Source organism: Paenibacillus sp. TY11, from assembly GCF_059772165.1.
The window spans coordinates 1-23,545 of the sequence record NZ_JCBAIQ010000035.1; the positions used below are offsets into that span (position 1 = coordinate 1).

The window sequence follows — 23,545 nt, forward strand, 5'->3', positions numbered from 1 at the left end:
ACCACCGTAGCGCCTGCCGTGCTTCGTACTGCAGGACGTGTAAAGTCGGTTGGCAAGTTCAGTACAGGCAGATCACCTCTAAAGGTATTCAGCCAGTATGCTTCCTGACGTTTAATCCAATCTTGCCGTGCTTTACTTTGTTGCCAAACGGCATAATCCTTGTATTGAATCCGCAATGGGGGTAGTTCTTCGCCGCTATATAAGCGAGCAAATTCGCGGGTCAGCACACCCGTCGACACACCGTCCGAGATAATATGATGCATATCGAGCATTAACAGATACTGCGGTTCTTCTTCTATTCCCTGTACGCTCAAATCCATCAAGGCTACCCGCAGCAGCGGAGCGGCTTGCAGATCAAATGGACGCACAAAGCGTTGAACACATTCTTGTACTTTCCTGCTTACAAGCAGCTCAGACACCGATGCATATTGCTCCTGTGCTGTATCACGATTTAAAACTTCCACGTAGGTTTGTCGTTCAACTGCTGGATATGTTACGTCATACCCTGCCTGCGCCTTCACGTACTCCACCTCGAACGATACGTTATCTTGGATTTGCTGCATCGGCTCGCTGTTCACCATTTCAAAGCGGGTGCGAAGGGTTGCATGGCGTAAGATCAACTGACGGAATACTTCTTCCATTCGGTTTACATCCAGCGGGCCGCTTACCTGGAACACGGCAGGCATGTTGTAGTTCACATCATGGGGATCCAGCTGTTGCAGAACATACATCCTTTTTTGCGCGGAGGACAGCGGGTAGAAGCTGCTTGCTACCGTTACTGAAATGGACGCATACGTCACTTGATCCAGATTTTCAATAACCGCTGCTAGCTGTTCAATCGTCGGCGCTTCAAAAATGATGCGCAGCGGAAGTGATTTGTTCAGTTCTTTGTGAATCTTGGAGACCAGTGTGGTCGCACGTAATGAGTGTCCGCCAATTTCGAAAAAGTTTTCTTTCACGCCGACTTGCTCCAGACCCAGTACATCCTGCCAAATTTGCGTCAGCTTCGATTCCACCCACGTACGCGGCGCGATATAATCGGCTCCCGTTTGCAAACTTCCGTCCGGTACAGGCAACGCCTTGCGGTCAATTTTACCGTTTGGAGTCAGCGGCATGTGCTCCAGCTGCACGAAGTATGAAGGCACCATGTAATTCGGAAGCTCTTTGCCCAGTAAGCCACGCAATTCACTGGCACTTACTTCCCGTTCCGCTACATAGTAGGCAACGAGCTGATGTTGTCCCTGTTCGTCGGGATGAGCCAGCACAATGACCTCTTGCACAGCCTCTACCTTCAGCAAATGCGCCTCCACCTCACCCAGCTCAATCCGATAGCCTCGAATCTTCACTTGATGATCAATCCGACCCAAGTACTCAATCGTGCCATCCGGCAGCCATTTCGCAAGGTCACCCGTCCGGTACATTCTGTTGGCGCGAGTTGTTAGTAATCCTGTAGCTCGTTGATTCTCTTCTTCGATGAACGGATTGGGAATAAACTTCTCTGCCGTCAGGACCGGCAAGTTCAGATAACCACGTCCTACACCAGCCCCGCCGATATACAGCTCACCGGCAACACCCATCGGAACCAGCTTGTGCCGGGCATCCAGAACATACACCGAGTTGTTGGTCAGCGGAGTTCCGATGGAAAGTGTGTGCACTCCTTTATCTAGAAGTACATTCAGGTCTTCTGCATCTTCAATTGTATAAGCGGTTGCATCCACCGTCGTTTCAGTCGGGCCATACACATTCGTGATTACAGGCTGATACCCGGACCATTTATGCAAAAATCCGTTCACTAACTGTACGGACAGCGCTTCGCCGCCGATCAGGTAATGCTTCACTCCAGGCGCTTCTGTTGCCGTGGCTATTTCGTTCAAAATGTACAAATGCGCTGGCGTACCATCTGACAGGTCGATCTGATGTTCACGATAGTATGCGATAAGCTGTTCGCCATTCAGACTGATATCACGCGCAACAATGTGCAGGGCATGACCCAACAGCAGACTTGCAAAAATTTGCTGTACCGAGGCGTCAAACACATACGCTGACAGCCACGCCACGTGTAAAGAGTGATCATAGCGGCTGTACACACGCTCAGACAAAGCATGGATCAAATTGATTACATTGCTTTGTTCAATCATGACCCCTTTCGGTTGCCCGGTCGTTCCTGAGGTATAAATCATGTAGGCCAGATCGTTCGGCCCGGATATCGGTTCCAGGTTCGAGCCGTCCTCATGATACACGGAGGTATAAATCCGGTGCTCCTGAATCGTCTCATTTTGCGTATCCGGCTGTGATTTTGTATATGCAGCCTGCTCCGCGTTCAACACCAGCACCTTGCCGTCGAAGGCTACATTTTCCACCAAGTGACTTTGCGTTAACAGCAGCTCTGCTCCCGAGTCGTCCAGCATGTAGCGGATACGCTCTTCTGGGTACAGCGGATCAATTGGCACATACGCGCCCCCGGCCTTTAAAATACCGAATATTCCAACGATCATATCCACCGAGCGCTCCGTCATCAAACCAACCAAATGGTCTCTCGTTACACCGTGACTACGTAACATGCGAGCCAATTGATTGGCCCGTTCATTCAACTCCCGATAGGTCAGTTGTTCATCCCCGAATACCAATGCCAACCGCTCTGGCGCTTTCGCAACCTGTTTTTCAAACTGCTCATGCAGCGTTTCACCCTGCGGGAAAGGTACGGCTGTATCATTGAACCCGGACACAAGTAAATGCTTCTCCTCATCCGATACGATATCAATATCAGCCAAAGTGACACCAACATCCTGCGTCACCGTCTCCAAAATTCGCACAAAATGCTTCGCCATCTGTTGAATCGTCTCCGGCTTAAACAGCTTCGTGCCATACTCCCAAGTGAAAGATAACCGATCTTTTTCCTCAGTCACATGTAATGAAAAATCAACTTTGGATATGTTAGCGTTCAATTCTTCCGGTATAAAACGGATGCCTCCGGCCTCCAAAACATCTGTGCCGACATTTTGCAAACTGAACATCGTATCGAACACCGGATTTCGGCTTAAATCTCGAACCAGCTCCAGCTTGTCTACCAGCTTGTCAAACGGATAGTCCTGATGCTCCAGTGCCGATAGCGAGCTTTGCTTGACCTCCTGCAAAAAGGATTGAAACGATAAAGTCGACTGCGGCTGGTTACGGAAAACGAGTGTATTTACGAACAGGCCAATCATCGCTTGTGTGTCTGCATGCCGTCTTCCGGCAACAGGAGAACCAACGAGAATATCCTCTTGACCCGAATATTTTCCTAACAGAACGTTATACGCCGCCAAAAGTACCATGAAGATCGTCGATTCGGTATCTTGAGCTAGCTTGTAGAGCGCATGCGTCATTTCAAGTTCTAACGTGAAAGTGAAGCTATCTCCTTCAAAGCTTTGGGTTTGCGGACGCGGAAAGTCCGTAGGCATGTTCAGTACAGGAAGTTCCCCATTCAAGGATTCGAGCCAGAACGTTTCATCCGTTTGTGATAAGCTACCCGTGATTTGCTCGTTATGCCAAGCGACAAAGTCCTTGTAATGAAGCCGAATCTGGGCAAGCTGTCTACCCTGATAACGCTGAATGATCTCCTCCAGCAGCACAGCCATAGAGAAACCGTCCGCAATAATATGATGCATATCCACTAGCAGAACGAAGCCGCTCTGAATAACTTCGAACAGCTCGGCGCGGAACAAAGGCGCTGTCCTCAAGTCAAAAGGCTGAACAAACAAAGCTTGCGCCTGTACTGCTTCTTCCTTGGTGATTCGGGAGAACGGGATATCAAACGGTATCGTGTCCTGAACTTTTTGTACGACTTCCCCGTCTTCCAGCTCAAAATACGTCCGAAAGGAATCATGACGTATAACAACTTCCTGAACAGCCTCAATAAATCGGCTAACCTCCAGATTACCTTCGATGCGAAGCTGACCGGATACATGATAGGCCGTTCCGCCTCCGAATTGATCCAGTACGTACATCCTTTTTTGGGATGAAGAGACCGGATAAAAAGGTTGGGATGCTACGGGTACAATCGGTTCATACGTCTGTTTGGTTCCTCCAGCCACATAGGTAGCCAGCTCCGCAATTGTTTGCAGTTCAAAAATATGGCCAAGTGGAATCTGTACACCCAACTCCTTGCTCACTCTGGAGAGAATGACCGTCGCTTTTAACGAATCCCCACCCTGTTGGAAAAAGTTATCGTGACGGCGGACTTCATGTACATTCAAAACATCCTTCCAAATAGTAACGAGCTGATCCTCTACGGCACGCACCTTAGAGTCAGCATCTTTTGGCGTAAAAAGACTGGACTGTCCCGGCTCCGGCAGAGCCTGCAAATCCGGCTGTCCATCGGGCAGGAGAGGAATCCGATCCATTAGAATCCAAAAACGGGGCTGCGTATAATCCGGAAATGTTTCATTCACAGCCTGCTTCAATTCGACTTCTTCGTAAGGAGTTGATGCACTTGCCACCACATAAGCCGTTACATAAGAAACTTCTCCAGCTTCATCCATTTGTGGCGTAATGACGCAGGCCTCCAATTGGAATGTTTGCAGCAAGTATTTCTCCAGTTGCTCCAGATTGACCTGGTGCCCGCGAATGTGGATCATCCGGTTCAAGTGACCAATATGCTGTAACTTGCCTCCAGTTTTGACATAAGCCCATTCCCGAGTTGTACCCAATAAACCTCCGTCTGCCGAGACTTGATACACTTCCCCCGCTGTTCCGGCAGGAGCTGGCTGCTTGTACGCATCGAGAACGCAAGGATAATTACCGTGGATGTCTGCGTTCGCAGCCCAAGTAGCTAGAAGCTGTTCCTTGTCCGGGCCACGAAGTAAAGATAGTGAGGAAACACGGTTTCTCTCGTCCGCTACGATGGAATGCAGCAGATGGATGAAATATCCAGCCCATTCTTTAATCGTGACTACCTCAAAAAGATCCGTATTAAATTCAAAATCCAGACGTAATTGCTTCTGTACCTCCGTGACGTTCAAAAACAACTCATATTTGCTGAAAGCTACTGCGTTTTCAAGCACTTCGACATCCAGTTGATGGAATTGAAAACGCGGAATCGGCCGATCCATATTAAATACAACATTCATCACAGGCAGATGCTTTAGTCCCAGTTGAGCCAATCCGGCAAAGCTGTATTTTTGGTAAGCCTCCAGTTCATACATTCGCTTTTTGATCACTTCAGTATATTCACTAAAAGTAATCTCAGGACGCACCTTGCCAATGACTGGAAGCAAGTTGACGCAATTGCCGATCAGAGAGAAGGTGTCCATGTGTGATTGTCCCGCCGTAGGCACGTTAACAGTTATTTCTTGCTGTCCTGTCAGCCGATGCAGAAAAATTTGAAATGCCGATAGCAAGGTGACGAACAGACTGCTGCCGAGCTTGATGCTGGTTGTTCTCAATTGTTTGACGAGTGGCGCTTCAAGAATAACGGTATGTCGGCTTCCGTTGGAGGATGGAGCCTGTATTCCACGTACTGGGGAAGGCAGATCTAGAACAGGCAAAGACTTCTCCAGTACGGTCGACCAAAAAGCGACGGCTTCCTCTCCCCCCGTCCTCAGCTCATCTTGCTGCCAAGCGGCATAATCCCGAAAAGGTACTGGAGCGGGTAAAGTAACCGCTTCATGGCGAACCTGTGCGGAGTAGATCTGTTCCAGCTCCTGTATGAATACACCCATCGACCAGCCATCGGCAATCAAATGATGGAAGGTAAACACACCAAGGTGTTCCTGCTCCGATGTTTTCAGCAATTGAACACGGAATAGCGGCTCATCCGGTGTGAAAGGGAATGGCATGGTGCTGTCCTCAATCATCCATGTTTGGATGTGCTGTTCCTGTTGATCCGAAGGGAAGCCTGTGAAATCATGCAGCGGTACCTCGATGTTCATCACAGAAGCAACTACCTGTGTCTCCCCATCGGGGCTTATGAAGGTGCGTAGAGCTTCATGGCGGCTCATAATGGTACGGATTGCCCCGGTGAAAATCTCCGGTTGAAATGGTCCGCGAAACCGTAGCAAGGCCGTTTCGTGTAAGGCTTGAGAGTCGCTTCGTTCCGAGACGGAGGCGAACCAAAGCTGCTTTTGGTCTGGAGTCAGCGCAATCACACTTTCTGGAACACCCACTGCTTCGGACCCAAGAGATACGGATACAGATTGCTTATCTGGCCCCGGGCCGTTTCCATTCGGGGGCGGGTCCGGTAAAAATCCCCCTTTACGCAGCTCATTCACGCTATCCTTGACCGCTTGTACGATTCGCGCAATATCTTCCTCGGTATGGGCCGTGGACAAGAAGCAGTTTCGTCCCTCCCAGATATAAATGCCTTTGTCCAGCATGTGATAAAAGAACAATTCCAGATCGCCTTTGAGCACGAAGCGGAATAGGGAGCCATAGTGAACGACCTTCATAGGTACGTGTTCGTCTGTGAAATAGCTGTTCAGCTCCGCTGCTAACGCCGAGGTGCGGCTGTTCAAGCGATTTTGCAGTTGCTCGCCATTTTTCTCCAAATGGTCCAGCACCGCTAAGGATGCAGCCATTGCCAGCGGATGGTGGCAGAAGGTTCCTGCGACAAAGGTTCGCTGCTGCTCATGCTGCGGATAGGAATCATCCCCGAAGCTCCATGTGCCTCCGTCGATCCCGTTCATAAAGGCGGCTTTTCCGGCTACGATGCCGATGGGCAGCCCGCCGCCAATGATTTTACCGTAGGTCACGAGGTCGGCTTGCACCCCAAACCACGCTTGGGCCCCTCCAGGCTGAATCCGGAAGCCTGTGATGACTTCATCAAAAATGAAGGCAGTACCCGACTGCTCCGTTATCTGGCGAATTTCCTGCAAAAAGGCTTTAGGCTGAAAATCTGGTCGACGGCTTTGCACCGGCTCCACTATAACTGCGGCCAGTTCATGTGCATGGGTGCGGATATAATCCAGGGAATCGTCCGCCCCATAATGAAGCACGACGACATCGTCCACCATATGCTGCAAGATACCTGGAGCTAGAGGTGTCGAATGCTCCTTGTTATCACCCGCGCTCCCCAGTGCCAACACCCCGTCGAATGTACCGTGATACGAGCCAGCAAAAATGACAACTTTAGCTCGTCCTGTGGCAGCACGTGCCAAACGGAGCGCGACCATGACGGCCTCGGTGCCGGAATTATACAGGGCAATCCGTTCCACGCCGGTCATCTTGCATATTCGCTCGGCGACCTGTCCGGCCATGTTGGACATGGGGCCGACACACATGCCGTTCTTCAGCTCTTCCTCAATTTTTTCACGAATAAAGGCTGGATTGTGTCCGAACAGATTCACACCAAAGCCCATCGTCAAGTCGACATATTCATTGCCGTCCAGATCCCAAATTTTTGAACCATCGGCGCGTTGGGATACAATTTGATACACCATTTCCTTCAAAACAGGCCGGAAACCAGCCACATTGCGGTTATTGGCGTATACGGAGCGATATTGCTGGGTGTACTGTTTGGTGCTACGCGTACGGGCTGTGTAGCGCTCAATCAGCTCTTGCAGATGTTGTTCCTGACGGTTCGTAAGCAATTCGCGCGTTTTAACATCCAGATTTTTGTATGGTGTGAACGACTTGGGTTTGGAATCAGTCTGTTTTGAGTCAATTGGGGTAGATAAAGCGGATACCTGAGAGGCGGCGACCTCTTGCTTAACTTCTGCTCGAACCAGCCCGCTCTTTTCTCCGTCGACTGACACCGAAGGTGATATTATCGTCTGGAATGTAGCGGAATCTGCCACAGGAGCAGAGTTACTGTACCGTAGGACATCAAGCTGCTGTGACATCAGGTGAAGCTGTTGCTCCAAAATCCGTTCCAGACCCATAGAAGAAGCAGCCCCCTGGAAGCTTTGAACCTCTGTCGGCTCTGCTGAATGAATTGACGTGGATGCTGGAAAATCCGCTTGACGATATGTTTGAAATACATCAGGTACCGTCTGCTCGTTCAAATGCTGCTTATTTAAAATGAAGGGAGCTTCCAAATGGTTTTCCAACACAATTTCATTTGGAGAATCTGTAGAGATAACCACCCGTTCAGCGACATAACTCGTTAACAGCTCCAAGTTGGTTAGTGTTTCAAAAAACTCATTCATTGGAATGTCCAATCCAAATGTATCCTTGATGCTATGACGGACTTGGGACAAATTAATGGAATCCAATCCAAGCTCCAAAAAATGTACTTGCGGCTCCAATTCTCCCAGACTAAGCTGGGACACATTTCCGATCATTTTCGCTAACTTTTGGCGAATAGATGATTGATGCTGATCCATTACCGATCCCGCCGTCGGATGTTCATTCCCCATATTTATATCCCCTTTACCACTGAGTTTTCATAAGCCAGTCCAGCATACGTCTGCGACAAATGACAGAATGGTTCCAATCTCGTACATATAGACACGGAGTAAATGACAAAAAACGCAAAGAAATAAGTGCTGATTCCAGTATTAAACACAAAAAATGCCTTGAGGCACATATATTGACATGTATATGTATCGAGACAGCCCTAGCAACAAAAGAACAGAAGATTGTTGAACGTTCATAGGATTACAAATCGCATTTCGTGGTGTGAGCGAAAGGAAACAAATTAAGTGTGTAATCTTAGGGGGGTTGTGAATTTGAGTGGACTGAAATATGTAATTAAAAACTTAATATTTCAGCATCATAGATGAACTTAATAATGAAATATGGGAGTCATACAAGGTGGTTATTCTAAACAAAAAAAGCGTCATATATATAACACTTCACTAACATAATAAAGTAAGTATTCCATAACTGTCAATGTTTTTCTTTTTTAAAACAAGTAATTATATGGAAATTATTCATGCATATACTGGACCGTTGCGGATATTGTCCTCCAAACTTGTAAACGGAGATTGATTATGCTGAACGGCCACCGTCGAGTGGTAGGTATCATAATATGGGCGATAGCGCCTGATCGCTTCCTCGTCCGTATCCGCCAGATACAAACTCCCGACTCCGGCACCAATTACAGCCTGAGCCGGGTCATGACCGTAATAAGCCAGCCGTTCACGGTAATGATCAATTAACGCTTTATACTTTGCCTGAGGATGGAAAGAATTTGAGAAAAATAACTATTTTCTGTATTGAGCAGCCAGCTCTGTCGATAATGTGCTGGAGGCACTACCATGCCATATTGGAATTTGCAGTTGGTAGGGGCGAGGCTGTGTCGTGACCTGATGCAACGGGATCGATAGTTGCCCTCCCACGTGACTTCTTCCTCACTTCAGAGCCGTTCAGAACCAGCGGAGGCGAAGACGACAAGAAAAGGCGCACCATGCCGCTCCCCCACACCATACGCATCAAAACCAAGCTCCTCTGCGAGCACAGCCTGCTTGATTACATTTTGGAATTTTTGCTGCGAACTCCAGGTTTCTCCGGTAATCGCATTAGGCAGATTAGCCATTAGGCTGAACAATACAAACTTCATTCGCTCCAAGCCCCTTTCGGCTAACGAATCGGCTTCGTCCGTTCCCGGTGATCTGGTCTAATTTCGGTTAGCAGTCTCGGCTTCATTTTTTTCACGAATGTAGGTGGAGAATAATTCAGGATTCACCACTTTACGCAGTAAATGCATCGTCCCGTCCCCTGTTCCATGGTCAAAAGCATGGATACGTTCATATCCCCACCGCTCATACATGGATAGCAAATAGGGATGCTTTTCCGCTGTCGCCAGTGTCACTGCAGGAGCTCCCACCTGATCACAAATAATCGTTTGCTCTACCCAGTTCAGCAGTTTTTTTCCATATCCTTTGCCCTGAGCAGCCGGGTCCACGGCAAACCACATCACAAACGGTAGATCGGTTATAAAATCAAGGGCTCTATTTTTCAGATGGCTAACGGTAGCTTGAATGACACCATCGACCTCCAGCACATAGCAATCATTATTTTTAATGTTTTCTTGAATGAGAGCAACGTCTGCCTGAGCGGCAGGCCATTGAAGCTCCAACTGCCGAATTGTTTCATACGCCTCATACGTCACATACTGCAATCTTTCTGCGTCCTCTTGGAGTGCCAGACGATAGATTTCGCTCATACTAACCCGCCTCCCTATAGTGTTGTTATACAACTCGTAAATCACTACTTAACTAATCCTATATATTTAATCAGATATAAAAAGTTAACATTACTGTAGCATGCTTAACATCCAGCAACAAATTAATTTTTTCTATAACTCCATTTAATATAACAATACCCCTTGAAAGATGGAAATTCCGTGAATTAAAATCAAAATCAAAGTCAACGCAAAAAAGCCCGAAATCCGGGCTCCTTTACTTTCTAGACTAATAACATGCTGGCCATATCCCTGGCATTCATACGCAACATGTATGCTTTGTTATTCCGCAGGGGCTGTAAAGCTGCGTTTGGCAAACTCGCTGTCCAGCATATAAAAAGCGTTACTGTCTCTTTCAATGCGCTTAAGCTTCTGGATAACACTGTCGAACAGGGCTTCCTCTTCGACTTGCTCATCAATAAACCATTTCAGGAAATGGATCGTTGCATGCTCGCGTCCATCCAGGGCCAAGTCAGCCAAATGATAAAATTTCTGTGTGTTTTGCTGCTCATGCTTGTAGCCATGCTCAAATACGTCCAACATGGAATCATAGCTGTTTTTGGGCTCCGGTAATGCTGCCAATGTGGCGCGTCCTCTACGGTCATTGATGTATTTATACAGTTTCATGGCATGAAACCGTTCCTCCTCAGCTTGTACCAGGAAGAAGTTTGCAAACCCATCCAGACTTTCACTGGAGCAATAAGCAGCCATCGCCAGATATACGTGAGCGGAGTAAAATTCAAAGTTCATTTGCTCATTCAGAGCCTGTGCCAAATTGTCATTCATGTCTCAGGTCACCTCGGTCATGTATGTAGTGATGTAACGATCATAGTGTACCACGAATCCGATAACAAAAACGAGCGCAATGTGAGTTTTTTGCACGCTCCCATTGCGCCCGCATCATCCAAGATTATTTTACATTCAAGGCTCCAGACCCCAGATGCGCTTGTCGTTCATATACAGAGGCGTTTTGTCCCAATCTGTATAAGACGTTGTGGTCGCATCATAGGAAAAATCATCACTTTCGTTATAGTTGCTCCAGTCCGTCTTGTTCATGCGAATCTGAATATCACCTGTGTCTGCCCCTGCTGCCAGACTTCCCGCACCTGCTCCAAACGAGATTTCCAGGTAATAATCCGCACCCGCAACAGCTTTATCCAGTTTCACAAAACGTCCCTGAACGTTGCTGCTACCCACTTGTGCAAAGTCACAATGGAATTCCTGCGGCTTATCTCCGTCTACAGTAAAGTAGTACCGTAGCTTGACATTTTTCAGATCGACAGCCTCTTTCCCCTTGTTGACTACACGGAACAGCGGACGAATCTGATTATCTGTCGGGTTCGAGTCGCCCACGCGGTATTGGGCAATCATATCTCCTGTTGCCGGAATCGGCGCTGCTGTCGGCTTGGCGCTGACCTCGGCAGAATCCGGGCTCGTTCCCAAAGAATTAGTCGCACTGGCTACATAATAATAAGTGGTTTCATTCACCACTCCTGTATCCTTGTAAGTGCTGTCTGTTACCGTTGCTACCGTGGCATATGGGCCACCACTGGTTGTAGAGCGCTTGATCGTGTAGCTATCGGCACCCGTCGCTTTGCTCCAGGTTAGTGTAACCTGAGCATCCCCAGCGCTTGCCTTCACATTTGCCGGAGCTTTGGGAGCTGTCGGCTCGGCTGGTCCACTACCGTTAATGAGACGGTCATACTCGGCATAAGCTGTCGCCATATCCACTTGAGACCAGAAACGGTGATACGTAAATTCTGGAGCACCCTTATCCCATTTTTTCGTCTGATTGTTCCAGGAGGACGTGTATTTATCCTTAAGGTAGGACCATTGTGGGTCCTTCGTAATGTTAGGCCGAATGTCGGTATAGCTGGAATACGTACCATTGCCGCCCTTGGACGGATCGGAGGCTGTAGCATCTGCTCCAGGGATCGTGTTGCCTTGTCCCGTTTTTCCAGTCCAGCCGTTCGGAATATACACTTCTTTCGTGAAATAACGATAATATTCGTCACGCGGTTCCTTCGCTGCAATGCCTACACCATCGTTATAGCCCCATGCAGCATCAAGCAAAGCTTTGGACAGATCCTTGGCTTCCTTGCCTAGTTCGGAATAGTCTCCTTTTTCAGCTTTCGTTCCGGCAGCAAAGAAAGTAAGCGCTTTAACATAGCTGCCCAGCACCCCCACATCCTGTCCCGGGGTTTTCGTTACGACATGCAGATTGGCATTGCCCTTATGGCCGGCTAATCCGCTCCAGGTATCTGGCTTCCCGCTCCATTCCAGATTGCCTGGCAGCCAGAACTCGCCTTTAGCCGCTGTAGTGGCTACCTTCGGATTTTTACCACCCAGAATACGCTTGCCTTGAGCGTCCAAATAGTATCCCTGTGCGTCAGTCACAGGACGTTCGTTGGCAAATGCATAGCTCTTGGACCACGCTACCCAGTTTTCTGTCACTTGCTTAGCCATTTTAAACTGATCGGATGAAGTATCGCCCTTCTTGGCTAAAATATAATACAGCTCGGCAACCCGCTCGACAGGCCAAGCCTGCATCCCAAACCAGTTGTTGGATGGGGGATCTTGGTATACGGGAGCGCCTGTATAAGCCATTCCATAGAAGGTGCTCGTGCCGGAAGGATACGCCTTGTAAGCACCATCCCAGCTATTTGTTGCCCCACCTGCAATGGCTCCCTCATCGGATTGCAGCCATGTATAGAACTCCAGCTGGCGCTTCAGCGAGGTCGCCCAGTCCTGTCCCGCCGTTGGTGAATTCGGTATTAATCCGCCATCCTTGTCGGATAAGGCGTAGGCTGCAACGACATTCTGGTAGCCCTGATGCGCATGGCTGGCGCCAATCCGCCAAGCCCAGTTGCCGCTTTGGCCCAATCCGCCGCCCCATGACGTATACCATGCCATCAGATAATGGCTGGCATCCTTGCCGGAACCCGCGGTTGGCGTTCCGTTGGAAGCGCTCCCGATTTTTTGGAAGTATTTATCGTACATACCGTAGCGTAAATAGTCTCCCATCTTTTTCGCTTTATCCAAATATACCGGATTGTCATATCCCAGTTCTTTAGCCCAGTACATCGCTTGAACTGCCCGTGCATCCGCATCGGTGGCATTCGTGTAGCGCCATTGCTGTGCAGGAGCATTGTTTTCCTTGGTGAACAGGCTCATGAAGCCTTCATTAGTTTTACCAAATTTTTGATTATCCTGCGATGGATGCGGGACGGCCTCCCAGACCGATTCCTGTTCCCCGCGTTGGAAGGTGTTCACATAGGTCGCCGTATGCGACGGATTCAGCAGATTTCCAAAGCCATACCAATTATCCACGTCTAGCAGCCAATGCATCAGATAAGTCTGATTGTTGCCATAGGTCGCCTTCAGCTCTGCATCCAGCGGGTCCTTTCCACCACTATACTGACCACTCAGACGGCTTGGATATTGATCAGGCTGCGGATACTCTGCTGCATAGGTGGCGGGGCTATTGGGGTTGTAGTTGCTCATCGTAGGCTGTTCTTCCTTGCCATCCCCTTCATTAACGGGAATAATGTATTTCTCCATGTTGTCCCAAGCGGATTCCAAATGTTCCCAATCCCCGGTATAATGACCATACAAAACTTCCAGCCACATCCAGTAGCTATAGGCTTCCGAGGTCGTTAAGTGTCCGTAGTCCGGGGCCTCACTCATGAGTGTTTCAACGGAGTGATAAGGAATGCCTTCCTTTGAAAAATATCCACTGGCCGGGTCCTTCAGTTGTTTATACAATTGAAGAAAGCGTGTCGATTCCGGTGTTGCAGCCGATGCACGATCAGGTTCAGCCTGAAATATGCCCAAGGTTAGCGGAAGTATCAAAACAGCTGACATGACCATAGAGACAGATTTCCTGAACACAGATTTTCTTCTGATCACTTTTGCATTCATCCTCTCCATTATCAATTTTGGCCCTGCACAAGATTTTGTTCCGAAAAACGATAGCACAAAAAGACAGCACCATCACCTCACTTTCCCATAAAAAAGGTGGAGGACGCGCTGTCCATAGCTCCAAATTCTTCACATTGGCCCTGGGGAAAATATAACATATTAGCTGACAAATGGGAGTCGAAAAATTCAATATGTTTGGAGTTTAACTTGGAAGATTGACGAAATCGCTTCAAATCGGTACTATTTCACAAGGAGGCGTTAAAACATGAAAATTTTGCTATTGCTTGGTTGTATCGTGATGTTTTTAGCCGTAGCTCTGGGAGCGTTCGGGGCACATGCATTGAAAAAAAGACTTTCCGCAGACATGATGAGCATATTCCAGACAGGTATTCAATATCAAATCGCACACGGACTGGGTTTGCTGCTGCTTGGAGTTCTTGCAGGCAACCTTGTCCATACTTCTCTCATCGTAACCGCAGGCTGGGTTATGCTGGTGGGCATTCTCCTGTTTTCCGGCAGTCTGTATGCCCTTAGCGTGTCCGGTGTGAAAAAGCTTGGAGCAATCACCCCGATTGGCGGGCTGGCTTTTTTGGCAAGCTGGGTGATTGTTATTGTGGCGGTTGTGCAAGGCTAAACAATGATAAAGAAAAGAGACTTGGAAAAGTAGACGCTTCCAAATCTCCTGAACAATTCCCGAATATGAAAGAATAATATTACTTTGTGTGTACTTTTTGCTGCTGAGCCGCTAACCGATGACCTTCGATATAGCGTTTGGATTCAGCCATCTCATGCTCCTGAGCAGCTTCCATAATAATATGGACCCCCGGCTTGTACTGTTCCAGCAGTTCCATATACAGGCCATAGTTCATGTCACCAAAACCCGGCGGTACCGTCTCAATCTCACCTGACGATGACAAACGCCGGTCTTTGGCGTGCGCTGCGATAATCCGAGGTCCCAACAGTTGGAAAGCTTCGCGGATGATCTCATCCTGCTGCGCCAGGTTTTCCGTTTTCAGCAGATTACCTGGATCAATCACAACACCGATGTGGGAAGATGGTACTTCCTCCAGAAAGGTAGCCAGCTCTACGGCTGTTCCGACCAAATGATCGTTAGCAGCTTCCAATCCTACGAATACGCCCCACTTCTCCGCTTCATCTGCTAATTCACGTACAACTTCCTTTACAACTCTCCAGTCTCGTTCCGTATAGGCGGTACCATCCTCATTGCGTCCGACTTCAGCTGCAACCATCGGTGCTCCTAACAGACCCGCATATCGGATCAGTTCTTTGAAGCGCTCTACATTTTCACGCAGCAATTCCTCATCCTGTACAAAAAAATGCAGATAGCACCCGAGCACTGATATAGATACTCCATGCTTACGAAATTCCTCTGCGATAGACAGTGCCAATCCGGGGTTGAACTTGCCCGGTTTATTAAAATCCACATCACTGATTGCTCTCCACGGAGCCAGCTGGACATGAGTAAAGCCCGCTGCGCCTACCTTTGCAGCCAATTCGCGATAAGGCAACTTGCCAAACAAATGTGCCAATACACCTACTGTCACTAAAAATCACCTCTTGTTTTTATTGTTGTATTCTACTTGTCACTGCACTCTGCTCCAAGGTCTCATTGATGATATTCGTAATCCGTTCCACTTCATCATGAATAAAAAAGTGTCCCCCATCAAAGGTAAACATGCGAAAATGCTGATCCGTATGCTGTGCCCACGCCTCCGCATCTTGCAAGGTCACCGTGTTATCGGCCAGTCCCGTCAAAGCGGTGATAGGACAATGTAAAGGCACGGCTTTAGCCATGTACTTATACATCTCGACAGCTTTGAAATCCGCTCTTAACACCGGCATAAAATAGTCGTACAATTCCCGATTGTCAAAAATGGCTTCCGAAAGCTGACCATACCGCTGCAAATGCGTCCTGAACTGATCTGCGGGCAGATCATGTAACCACGGGAGATCTCTTGGGACATGCGGTGCCCGTCCACCAGAAACGAACAAATGAGCAGGCTTGCCATATCCGCCGGCCACCAGCTTGTAGTACAGCTCGAATGCGATCATCGTCCCCATACTATGTCCGTATATGGCATAAGGATCGCCGGGGGCTATCTCTTGGTTGATCTTGTGCAGTAGATCTTCGCTCATCTCCTCAATGCTATCCTTTAGCGGTTCCCCAGAACGAATACCTCTGCCCGCCAATTCCAGTGGAACAAGCTTAATATGCGGATGCAGCAGCTTTTTCCATTTGAAGCTGACCGACGCCGATCCGCCGGCATAGGGGATGAAAAACAATGTGATAGGTGCCATTCTTGCAACCTCCTGCCTTGCTGAGTCCTAACTTTTTCATTTTAGCATAAAAAGGGATATTTACCCATTTCAAATATTTTGCAAATTCAAGAAAAAAGGTCGAGGAAATCAAGCATCTCTCGCTTCGAGCAGGAAATGTCTTCCTTAAGGAAGAACGGCTTAATGTTTGAATATAATCATGTGTTGGGCCTTTTATTTTTTCAATTCGAGAGGAGTTCTGCGCCATGAAGTACGGTTTCTTCGATGATGCTAATCAAGAATATGTCATCCACACCCCTCAAACCCCTTATCCCTGGATTAATTATTTAGGCAATGAACGATTTTTCGGACTAATCTCCAACACTGGCGGCGGCTATGTATTTTACCGGGATGCTCGCTTACGCCGCTTAACACGTTACCGGTACAACAATATCCCTGTCGATAACGGCGGTCGCTACTTTTATGTTTATGATGACGGGGATTATTGGACTCCAGGGTGGATGCCGGTCAAACGGGAGCTGGAGCAGTATGAATGCCGCCATGGACTTGGCTATACCTCAATTATGGGGGAACGGAACGGTATTCGGGCTACGCAGCTGGCTTTTGTGCCTCTATCCTTTGACGGCGAGGTTCATCAGGTCAAGCTTCAGAACACATCGTTACAGACTAAAAAGATCAAACTCTTCTCGTTCGTGGAATTTTGCCTGTGGAACGCCTATGACGATATGACCAACTTTCAACGCAACTTGAACACGGGAGAGGTCGAAATACAAGACTCTGTCATTTATCACAAAACGGAATACCGTGAACGTCGTAATCATTATGCTTTTTTCTCTGCTAATCGTCCGCTAGCGGGTTATGATACAGACCGTGAAGCTTTTCTAGGGCTCTACAACGGACTGGATCAGCCTCAGACAGTCACCGCAGGGCAAGCTTCTAATTCTATTGCCAGCGGCTGGTCCCCTGTCGGATCGCATTGCATTGAGATAACGCTGGAGCCGGGCGAAGAAACAAGCTGTAACTTTGTACTCGGTTATGTAGAAAACTCGGAGGAAGAAAAATGGGAGTCTCCCGGGGTTATTAACAAAAAACAGGCACATGCCATGATTGCACAGTTTGCGGATGAAGCCGATGTAGAACGAGCCTTAAGTGAGCTGCGAACCTATTGGAACAATCTGCTGTCCAAGTATACCCTTCAAAGCCACGACGACAAGCTGAACCGAATGGTGAACATATGGAATCCGTATCAATGTATGGTTACGTTCAATATGTCGCGTTCCGCTTCGTATTTCGAATCCGGCATCGGACGTGGTATGGGCTTCCGGGATTCGAATCAAGATTTGCTCGGCTTCGTCCACCAAATACCGGAACGGGCACGGGAACGGATTATCGACATCGCCTCTACTCAATTTGAAAACGGTGGAGCTTATCATCAGTACCAACCGTTAACCAAAAAAGGAAATCACGAGGTTGGCGGTGGCTTTAACGACGATCCGCTGTGGCTTATTGTCGGTACCGCTGCGTATATCAAAGAAACGGGAGACTTTGGCATACTGGACGAACAAGTGCCCTTTGACGGGAATGTAAAGCATTCGGCTACGCTGTTTGAGCATTTGAAGCGTTCTTTTTACCATGTTGTGGGCAATCTCGGTCCGCATGGTCTTCCTCTCATTGGCCGGGCTGACTGGAACGACTGTCTGAATCTCAACTGTTTTTCCGCTACACCAGATGAGTCCTATCAAACAACACAGAATTTGGAGGGCCGAATAGCCGAATCCGTGTTCATCGCCGGACTATTCGTATATACAGGACCGGATTTTGTTGAGCTTTGCAAGCGCAGAGGATTGGATGAGGAAGCAGCAACAGCTCAAGCACATGTAGATCGTATGCGAACAGCCACATTGGAGCATGGTTTTGACGGTGAATGGTTCTTACGTGCTTATGACCATTATGGAGACAAAATAGGCAGCAAGGATTGTGAGGAAGGCCAAATTTTCATTGAACCTCAAGGCTTTTGTGTCATGGCAGGAATTGGCGTTGAAGAAGGCCTGGCTCAAAAAGCTCTCGATTCAACACGTGATCGGCTGGAAACTCCCTATGGCATTGTGCTGCAAAATCCGCCTTATTCCCGCTACTACATCAATCTGGGTGAAATCTCATCTTACCCTCCCGGGTATAAGGAAAATGCGGGTATTTTCTGTCACAATAACCCGTGGATTATGATGGCGGAAGCCGTAATAGGACGTGGGGATCGTGCTTTCGAACTGTATAGCAAAATTGCTCCGGCCTACCTGGAGGACATCAGCGACATTCACCGCACCGAGCCGTATGTGTACGCTCAAATGATTGCGGGTAAGGATGCTGTTCGTGAAGGCGAAGCCAAAAATTCCTGGCTGACGGGTACAGCAGCATGGAACTTTATAGCTATTACTCAATCCATCCTCGGTATCCAGCCGGAATGGGACGGTCTGCGTATTGATCCGTGCATTCCTGCAGCTTGGAACGAATTCACAGTCACCCGCGTCTTCCGCGGCGATACCTACGTGATCCATATCACGAATCCACAGCATGTCTCCAAGGGTGTAGCTACAGTTACCGTAGACGGCACCGTCCTTACGAATAATATTCTGCCGGTTGCAGGAGGCGGGGCTATCCACCAAGTAAAAGTGTTGATGGGCTAACAAGTTCAAGTCCTTCAAAAAAATTAGCTTCAACTTCACCACATAGTATCTTATAATACGAGAATGGCTAAAGATACATTAAGTGTGGTGACATCATGAACAAGACAAAACGGCTTACTCAAACCATGGATTACAAAACAAAACAAGCCCGCTGGGTACGTAGAATGTTATTACTGTACTGGATGATTATAGCTGTACATTTTATCGTCCAGCTGGGCAGCTACTTATTTCTTGATTACCCCACTTCGCTTTATGGATTTTACGTCGGAACCCTTATTGTTCCCACGCTAATCATGAGTGGTTCCAACTTGCTTGCAGAGATTATCCATTTTAAATTTAACAAGTATTCATTTGTCATCCTGTTTATGGCGAGCACCGTCATTTGCTGGATGATCATTCGCCTAAACTATGATATTAGGATTATTACAGCGTTGTGCTTGTTGCCTATTTTCTCTTCTATCCTGTTCTTCAATCGTCGCTTAATATGGCTTTCCTTTGTATTACAAGTAGTCGTCTTTTTTCTGTTGCTGGCAGTAGATGGATCATTCCGTACCTACTTGTCAGACTTTGATATCGTGGCGATTCCAACATTTTTGATTATGTCCACCTTTATGGCTCTCATTATTCAGGCCAGCGGTCGCGATTTGTTAGTGGATTTGTACAAAACGAAGCGCGCCCAGCAGGAATTAATGATCAGTAACGCGATTATCAGCAAAATGTCAATGACCGATGGTCTGACGAACCTCTACAATCATTTGTCCTTTCAAAACTTTTATGAAAAAGCACTCGAATATGCCGAACAAGGCGCGATCATCCATCTGGCGTTAGTGGATATTGATAATTTCAAAAAGATCAATGACACTTACGGACATCAGTTCGGAGATAAAATTTTGGAAGGCATCTCGCAAATCATTACAGAACAGATTACAGCGAATGACATTGCGGCCCGCTATGGCGGTGAGGAGTTTGCTATTTTGATGTTCGAGCATACTTTCGAGGAAGCTTATCAGATCGTCGAGAACATCCGGCGTGAAGTGGAGAAGATGACCTTTCAGGAGAAAATGCAAATTGTTTCCGTAACCGTAAGCATCGGATTGAAAAGCTATACAGAGGATATGAACAAAGACAAAGATGTATTTTTTCAGGAAACAGATGACTATCTATATCAAGCCAAGCGCTCCGGGAAAAATAAAATTGTTGCTCTTAATCATATCGCTTAATGTAAAAAAACACTTCATTTAATGAGACTCCGGCATGAGCTTGCCGGAGTTTTTGTATGTAGAGTTTAAAATTTAGAAGAGTTGACAATCTTAATAGTTGAAACTAAAATGGTTACATATACATTGGTTATTTACTTACAAAAAATAAGTTTTAAGGAGATGGTTTTATATGTCAACACTCGTTATTGTCGTTCACCCTGATCTTGCGGAATCTCGCATTAACAAAAGATGGGTGCAAGAACTCAAGAAGCAATCCGGCGTGACCGTTCACAACCTGTATGAAGTATATCCGGATGAGCAAATCAACGTCGTCCAGGAGCAGGAACTGCTAGAGCAGCATGACCGTATCGTTCTGCAATTCCCTCTTTACTGGTATAGCACTCCTTCCCTGCTGAAAAAATGGCAGGATAAGGTTTTAACCTACGGCTGGGCTTATGGAAGCGAAGGGGGCAAGCTACAGGGTAAAGAGTTATTGATCGCCTTGTCTGCTGCCAGCGTTGAGGAAAACTATCAACATGACGGACGGAACAGGTATACGATCGAAGAACTGTTGAGACCTCTGGAAGCTACAGGCCATTTGATTGGTGTCAAATTGCTCCCTTATTTCGTACAATATGGTACTGCAGTATTGACCGATGAGCAACTAGAGCAATCCGCACAAAAATACGCGCAAACGGTTATTTCTTAATTTTCTACTAGAAAGCCCCTTGGACGGCGCCCGCCATACCTGCTTTACAGCAGACGGCAGCTCCAGCCAAGGGGCTTTACTGATCGATTTACAACGTAACCAAGTTACTGGTTACCTGTGCCATACTTTCTTTAATAATGTTGCAGCCCTTATGCAAGTTTTCCAAGCTTATCGTTAACGCTGGCATAATTTTAATTACCGTGTCGTTACGCCCAGCCCGCTCAATAATGAGTCCTCTACTAAAACAGAGAGACGCTACCTCCTTGGCGAACACTTCTCCGAGATGGGACACATCAATCCCCCAGATCAGTCCCATGCCACGAATTTCAATAAGAGGATCCATCGTTTGGATATGTTCACGCAAGAACTGCTGAACAAAAGCCTCTTTTTCCTTCACTTGTGCTTCCAGCTCTACCGTATCTCTGAACTCCAGCGCAGCCTTTGCCCCGACGAAAGCAAGCTGATTTCCACGGAAGGTGCCGTTATGCTCACCCGGACTCCATATATCCAATTCTGGCTTCAGTAGCAACAGAGACATTGGCAATCCGTATCCACTGATCGATTTGGACAAAACAACCATATCAGGAACGATTCCCGCCCGCTCGAATGAGAAGAACGATCCAACCCGGCCGCAACCGACTTGAATATCGTCAACAATGAGCAAAATATCATGATCATCGCACAGCTGTCGCAAATCACGCAGCCATTCGGTCTCTGCAATATGAATACCGCCTTCAGCCTGTACCGTTTCCAAAATGATCGCGGCAGGCTTTTCCACACCCGAATGGGTGTCTGTTAAAAGCTGCTCCATATACAAAATGGTATCCATTCCGTTAAATGTGCTGTTATAAGGTATGAAGGTAACATTGTTCAGGGGAACCCCTGCGCTCTCTCGCATGGAGTTGTTGCTAGTAATAGATAAACTGCCCAGCGACATCCCGTGGAACGCGCCCATAAAAGCAAAAATACCATTTCTTTTCTTCACCTTGCGTGCAAGTTTCAGTGCTGCTTCCACCGCATTGGTTCCCGTCGGTCCGCAAAATTGCAGCTTATAATTCAAGCCCTTGGGCTGGAGGATACGCTCTGAAAAAGACTCCATAAACTCTTGCTTGGCCGTCGTGTACATATCCAAACCATGCATAATCCGATCGGAAGTTAAATAATCCAATATCCGGTTTTTCATAAAATCATTATTGTGCCCATAGTTCAAAGCCCCTGCCCCGGCAAAAAAGTCAATGTAATCCTTGCCTGCCTCCGTGTACAGTACATCGTTTTTAGCTTTGTTGAAAACAACTGGAAAACTTCTGCAATAGGATCTTACATTGGACTCCAGCGCTTCGAATGTGTTCATGATCTCTCGTCCTCCCGCTGACCTGATTTTAAAAAAATACAAGCATGGAAAGCAAAAAAATGTAAATATGTAATCTAAATGAGTAGACAGTCTGAATTCACAATGGGATATCCACACCAAAGAATCATAAGTATGATCGCAAGAACAATTAAAGTACGAAAATTAAATACAGAGATAGCACATTGAGAGTAAGTTAGTAGAAGATTAAATAGTGGGTTTTTCTAAGAGGCCTATCAGAGGATGTCAACTCCTATGTAATAAAATACCATAATTTTCATTTAAGTCAATGCATGTTTCTGAGGTGTTTTGTTAAATTTTTGTAATTTAATATCAGAGGCTTGTAGTATATTGTTAAACAAATACGAAAAATGTCGTATTATAGTAATATATCTCGAAAATAGTACATTTCCATATCAAATAGATATACATCTGAACTGTTTGGCCACAGGATTGCCACAATAAATCTGATCTTTTGACAGACTGTACAAAGGAGTTTACTCTATCAAAAGAACCTGCCAAAAACTTATTGTAAACATTGCAGCTATCCTAACTATTTGGCTCGAATTTGATAGAAAGATAAGGAAATATCATCATGCCTAATGTTTTGATTATTGAAGATGACAATATGCTGGGAGATACCCTTTCCTTGTATTTAACAGGAGAAGACTACAACGTTACTCGAGTGGAACAAGCGTCTGAGGGTATTGCCAGGCTTGAGATCGTACAGCCCGATATTATTTTGCTGGATCTGCTGCTTCCAGATTTGGATGGTGTGAATCCCTGCCCACTGATACGCAAGCATACGGACGTGCCGATCATCGTGATTTCTACAGAAAACAACATATCAGAGCGCATTCGTACACTTACGTTGGGAGCAGATGATTATATTTGCAAGCCTTTTAGTATGCAAGAGCTAAAAGCACGGATAGAGGCTCTTTTCCGTCGTATTGAAATCACGCGCTTGCAAGGAAGAGGCAGAGCATCTGAACCTGAAACGGGCATTACTTTGGATCTACCGAGAAGAATGATTACCGTTAACGGACAGAATGTGGAGACAACATATTCGGAATTTGAGCTCATGAAGCTTTTTTATTTGAACCAGGGAATTGTATTCAGCAGGTATGCTTTGATTCAGGCTCTCCGTGGCACAGACTCCTTTATTAATGAGAGGGCTGTAGACGTACATATTAACCATTTACGCAGAAAAATCGAAAAAGACCCTAAGAAACCGCAATTGATCAAGACCATCTGGGGAATCGGCTACAAATTTATGCAATAACACGG

General features: G+C 47.0%; 11 protein-coding genes and 2 pseudogenes. 5 read left to right on the forward strand and 8 right to left on the reverse strand.

The genetic code is table 11. The features are described from left to right. The 5 genes and pseudogenes from AC6EJC_RS25135 to AC6EJC_RS25155 all read right to left on the reverse strand — a co-directional run. Positions 1–8,333 (reverse strand): annotated as a pseudogene (locus AC6EJC_RS25135) (amino acid adenylation domain-containing protein); the annotation flags it as partial. A 525-nt stretch (positions 8,334–8,858) separates the two neighbouring features. Beyond that, positions 8,859–9,478, reverse strand: a pseudogene (locus AC6EJC_RS25140) (LLM class flavin-dependent oxidoreductase); the annotation flags it as partial. Positions 9,479–9,535: 57 nt separating this feature from the next. Further along, positions 9,536–10,084: a GNAT family N-acetyltransferase gene (locus AC6EJC_RS25145; RefSeq protein ID WP_444956275.1), complete on the reverse strand. Its 549-nt coding sequence runs from the start codon at positions 10,082–10,084 to the stop codon at positions 9,536–9,538. 300 nt (positions 10,085–10,384) lie between these two features. Beyond that, positions 10,385–10,888: a ferritin gene (locus AC6EJC_RS25150; RefSeq protein ID WP_013310291.1), complete on the reverse strand. Its 504-nt coding sequence runs from the start codon at positions 10,886–10,888 to the stop codon at positions 10,385–10,387. A 135-nt stretch (positions 10,889–11,023) separates the two neighbouring features. Further along, entirely contained in the window at positions 11,024–13,972 is a 2,949-nt protein-coding gene (locus AC6EJC_RS25155; RefSeq protein ID WP_444956290.1) for a glycoside hydrolase family 48 protein, read from the reverse strand. A 316-nt stretch (positions 13,973–14,288) separates the two neighbouring features. On the opposite strand from AC6EJC_RS25155, the gene AC6EJC_RS25160 reads away from it, so the two are divergent. Next, on the forward strand, positions 14,289–14,657 hold the full coding sequence (locus AC6EJC_RS25160) for a DUF423 domain-containing protein (RefSeq protein WP_444956276.1): 369 nt from the start codon (positions 14,289–14,291) through the stop codon (positions 14,655–14,657). 79 nt (positions 14,658–14,736) lie between these two features. On the opposite strand, the gene AC6EJC_RS25165 is transcribed toward AC6EJC_RS25160, so the two are convergent. Together AC6EJC_RS25165 and AC6EJC_RS25170 are read right to left on the reverse strand one after the other, a co-directional pair. Beyond that, entirely contained in the window at positions 14,737–15,588 is an 852-nt protein-coding gene (locus tag AC6EJC_RS25165) for a sugar phosphate isomerase/epimerase family protein (RefSeq protein ID WP_444956277.1), read from the reverse strand. 19 nt (positions 15,589–15,607) lie between these two features. Further along, positions 15,608–16,342 carry a thioesterase II family protein gene (locus AC6EJC_RS25170; protein WP_444956278.1) on the reverse strand — a complete coding sequence of 245 codons (735 nt, stop codon included), beginning with the start codon at positions 16,340–16,342 and terminating at the stop codon, positions 15,608–15,610. 224 nt (positions 16,343–16,566) lie between these two features. Between AC6EJC_RS25170 and AC6EJC_RS25175 the strand changes: the two genes are divergently transcribed. The 3 genes from AC6EJC_RS25175 (at position 16,567) to AC6EJC_RS25185 (ending at position 20,910) form a co-directional block, all read left to right on the forward strand. Next, entirely contained in the window at positions 16,567–19,002 is a 2,436-nt protein-coding gene (locus AC6EJC_RS25175) for a glycoside hydrolase family 94 protein (protein ID WP_444956279.1), read from the forward strand. 95 nt (positions 19,003–19,097) lie between these two features. Continuing rightward, complete coding sequence (locus tag AC6EJC_RS25180; RefSeq protein WP_444956280.1) at positions 19,098–20,222, forward strand: GGDEF domain-containing protein; 1,125 nt, start codon at positions 19,098–19,100, stop codon at positions 20,220–20,222. 169 nt (positions 20,223–20,391) lie between these two features. Beyond that, positions 20,392–20,910 (forward strand): NAD(P)H-dependent oxidoreductase, encoded by a 519-nt coding sequence (locus AC6EJC_RS25185; protein WP_444956281.1) that lies wholly within the window; start codon positions 20,392–20,394, stop codon positions 20,908–20,910. An 88-nt stretch (positions 20,911–20,998) separates the two neighbouring features. Here the strand turns inward: AC6EJC_RS25185 and ectB are convergent, their stop codons facing one another. Next, on the reverse strand, positions 20,999–22,261 hold the full coding sequence (gene ectB, locus AC6EJC_RS25190) for a diaminobutyrate--2-oxoglutarate transaminase (protein ID WP_444956282.1): 1,263 nt from the start codon (positions 22,259–22,261) through the stop codon (positions 20,999–21,001). 592 nt (positions 22,262–22,853) lie between these two features. Between ectB and AC6EJC_RS25195 the strand changes: the two genes are divergently transcribed. Further along, positions 22,854–23,540, forward strand: coding sequence for a response regulator transcription factor (locus AC6EJC_RS25195; protein WP_444956283.1), 687 nt, complete (start codon positions 22,854–22,856; stop codon positions 23,538–23,540). The last annotated feature ends 5 nt before the right edge of the window (positions 23,541–23,545 follow it).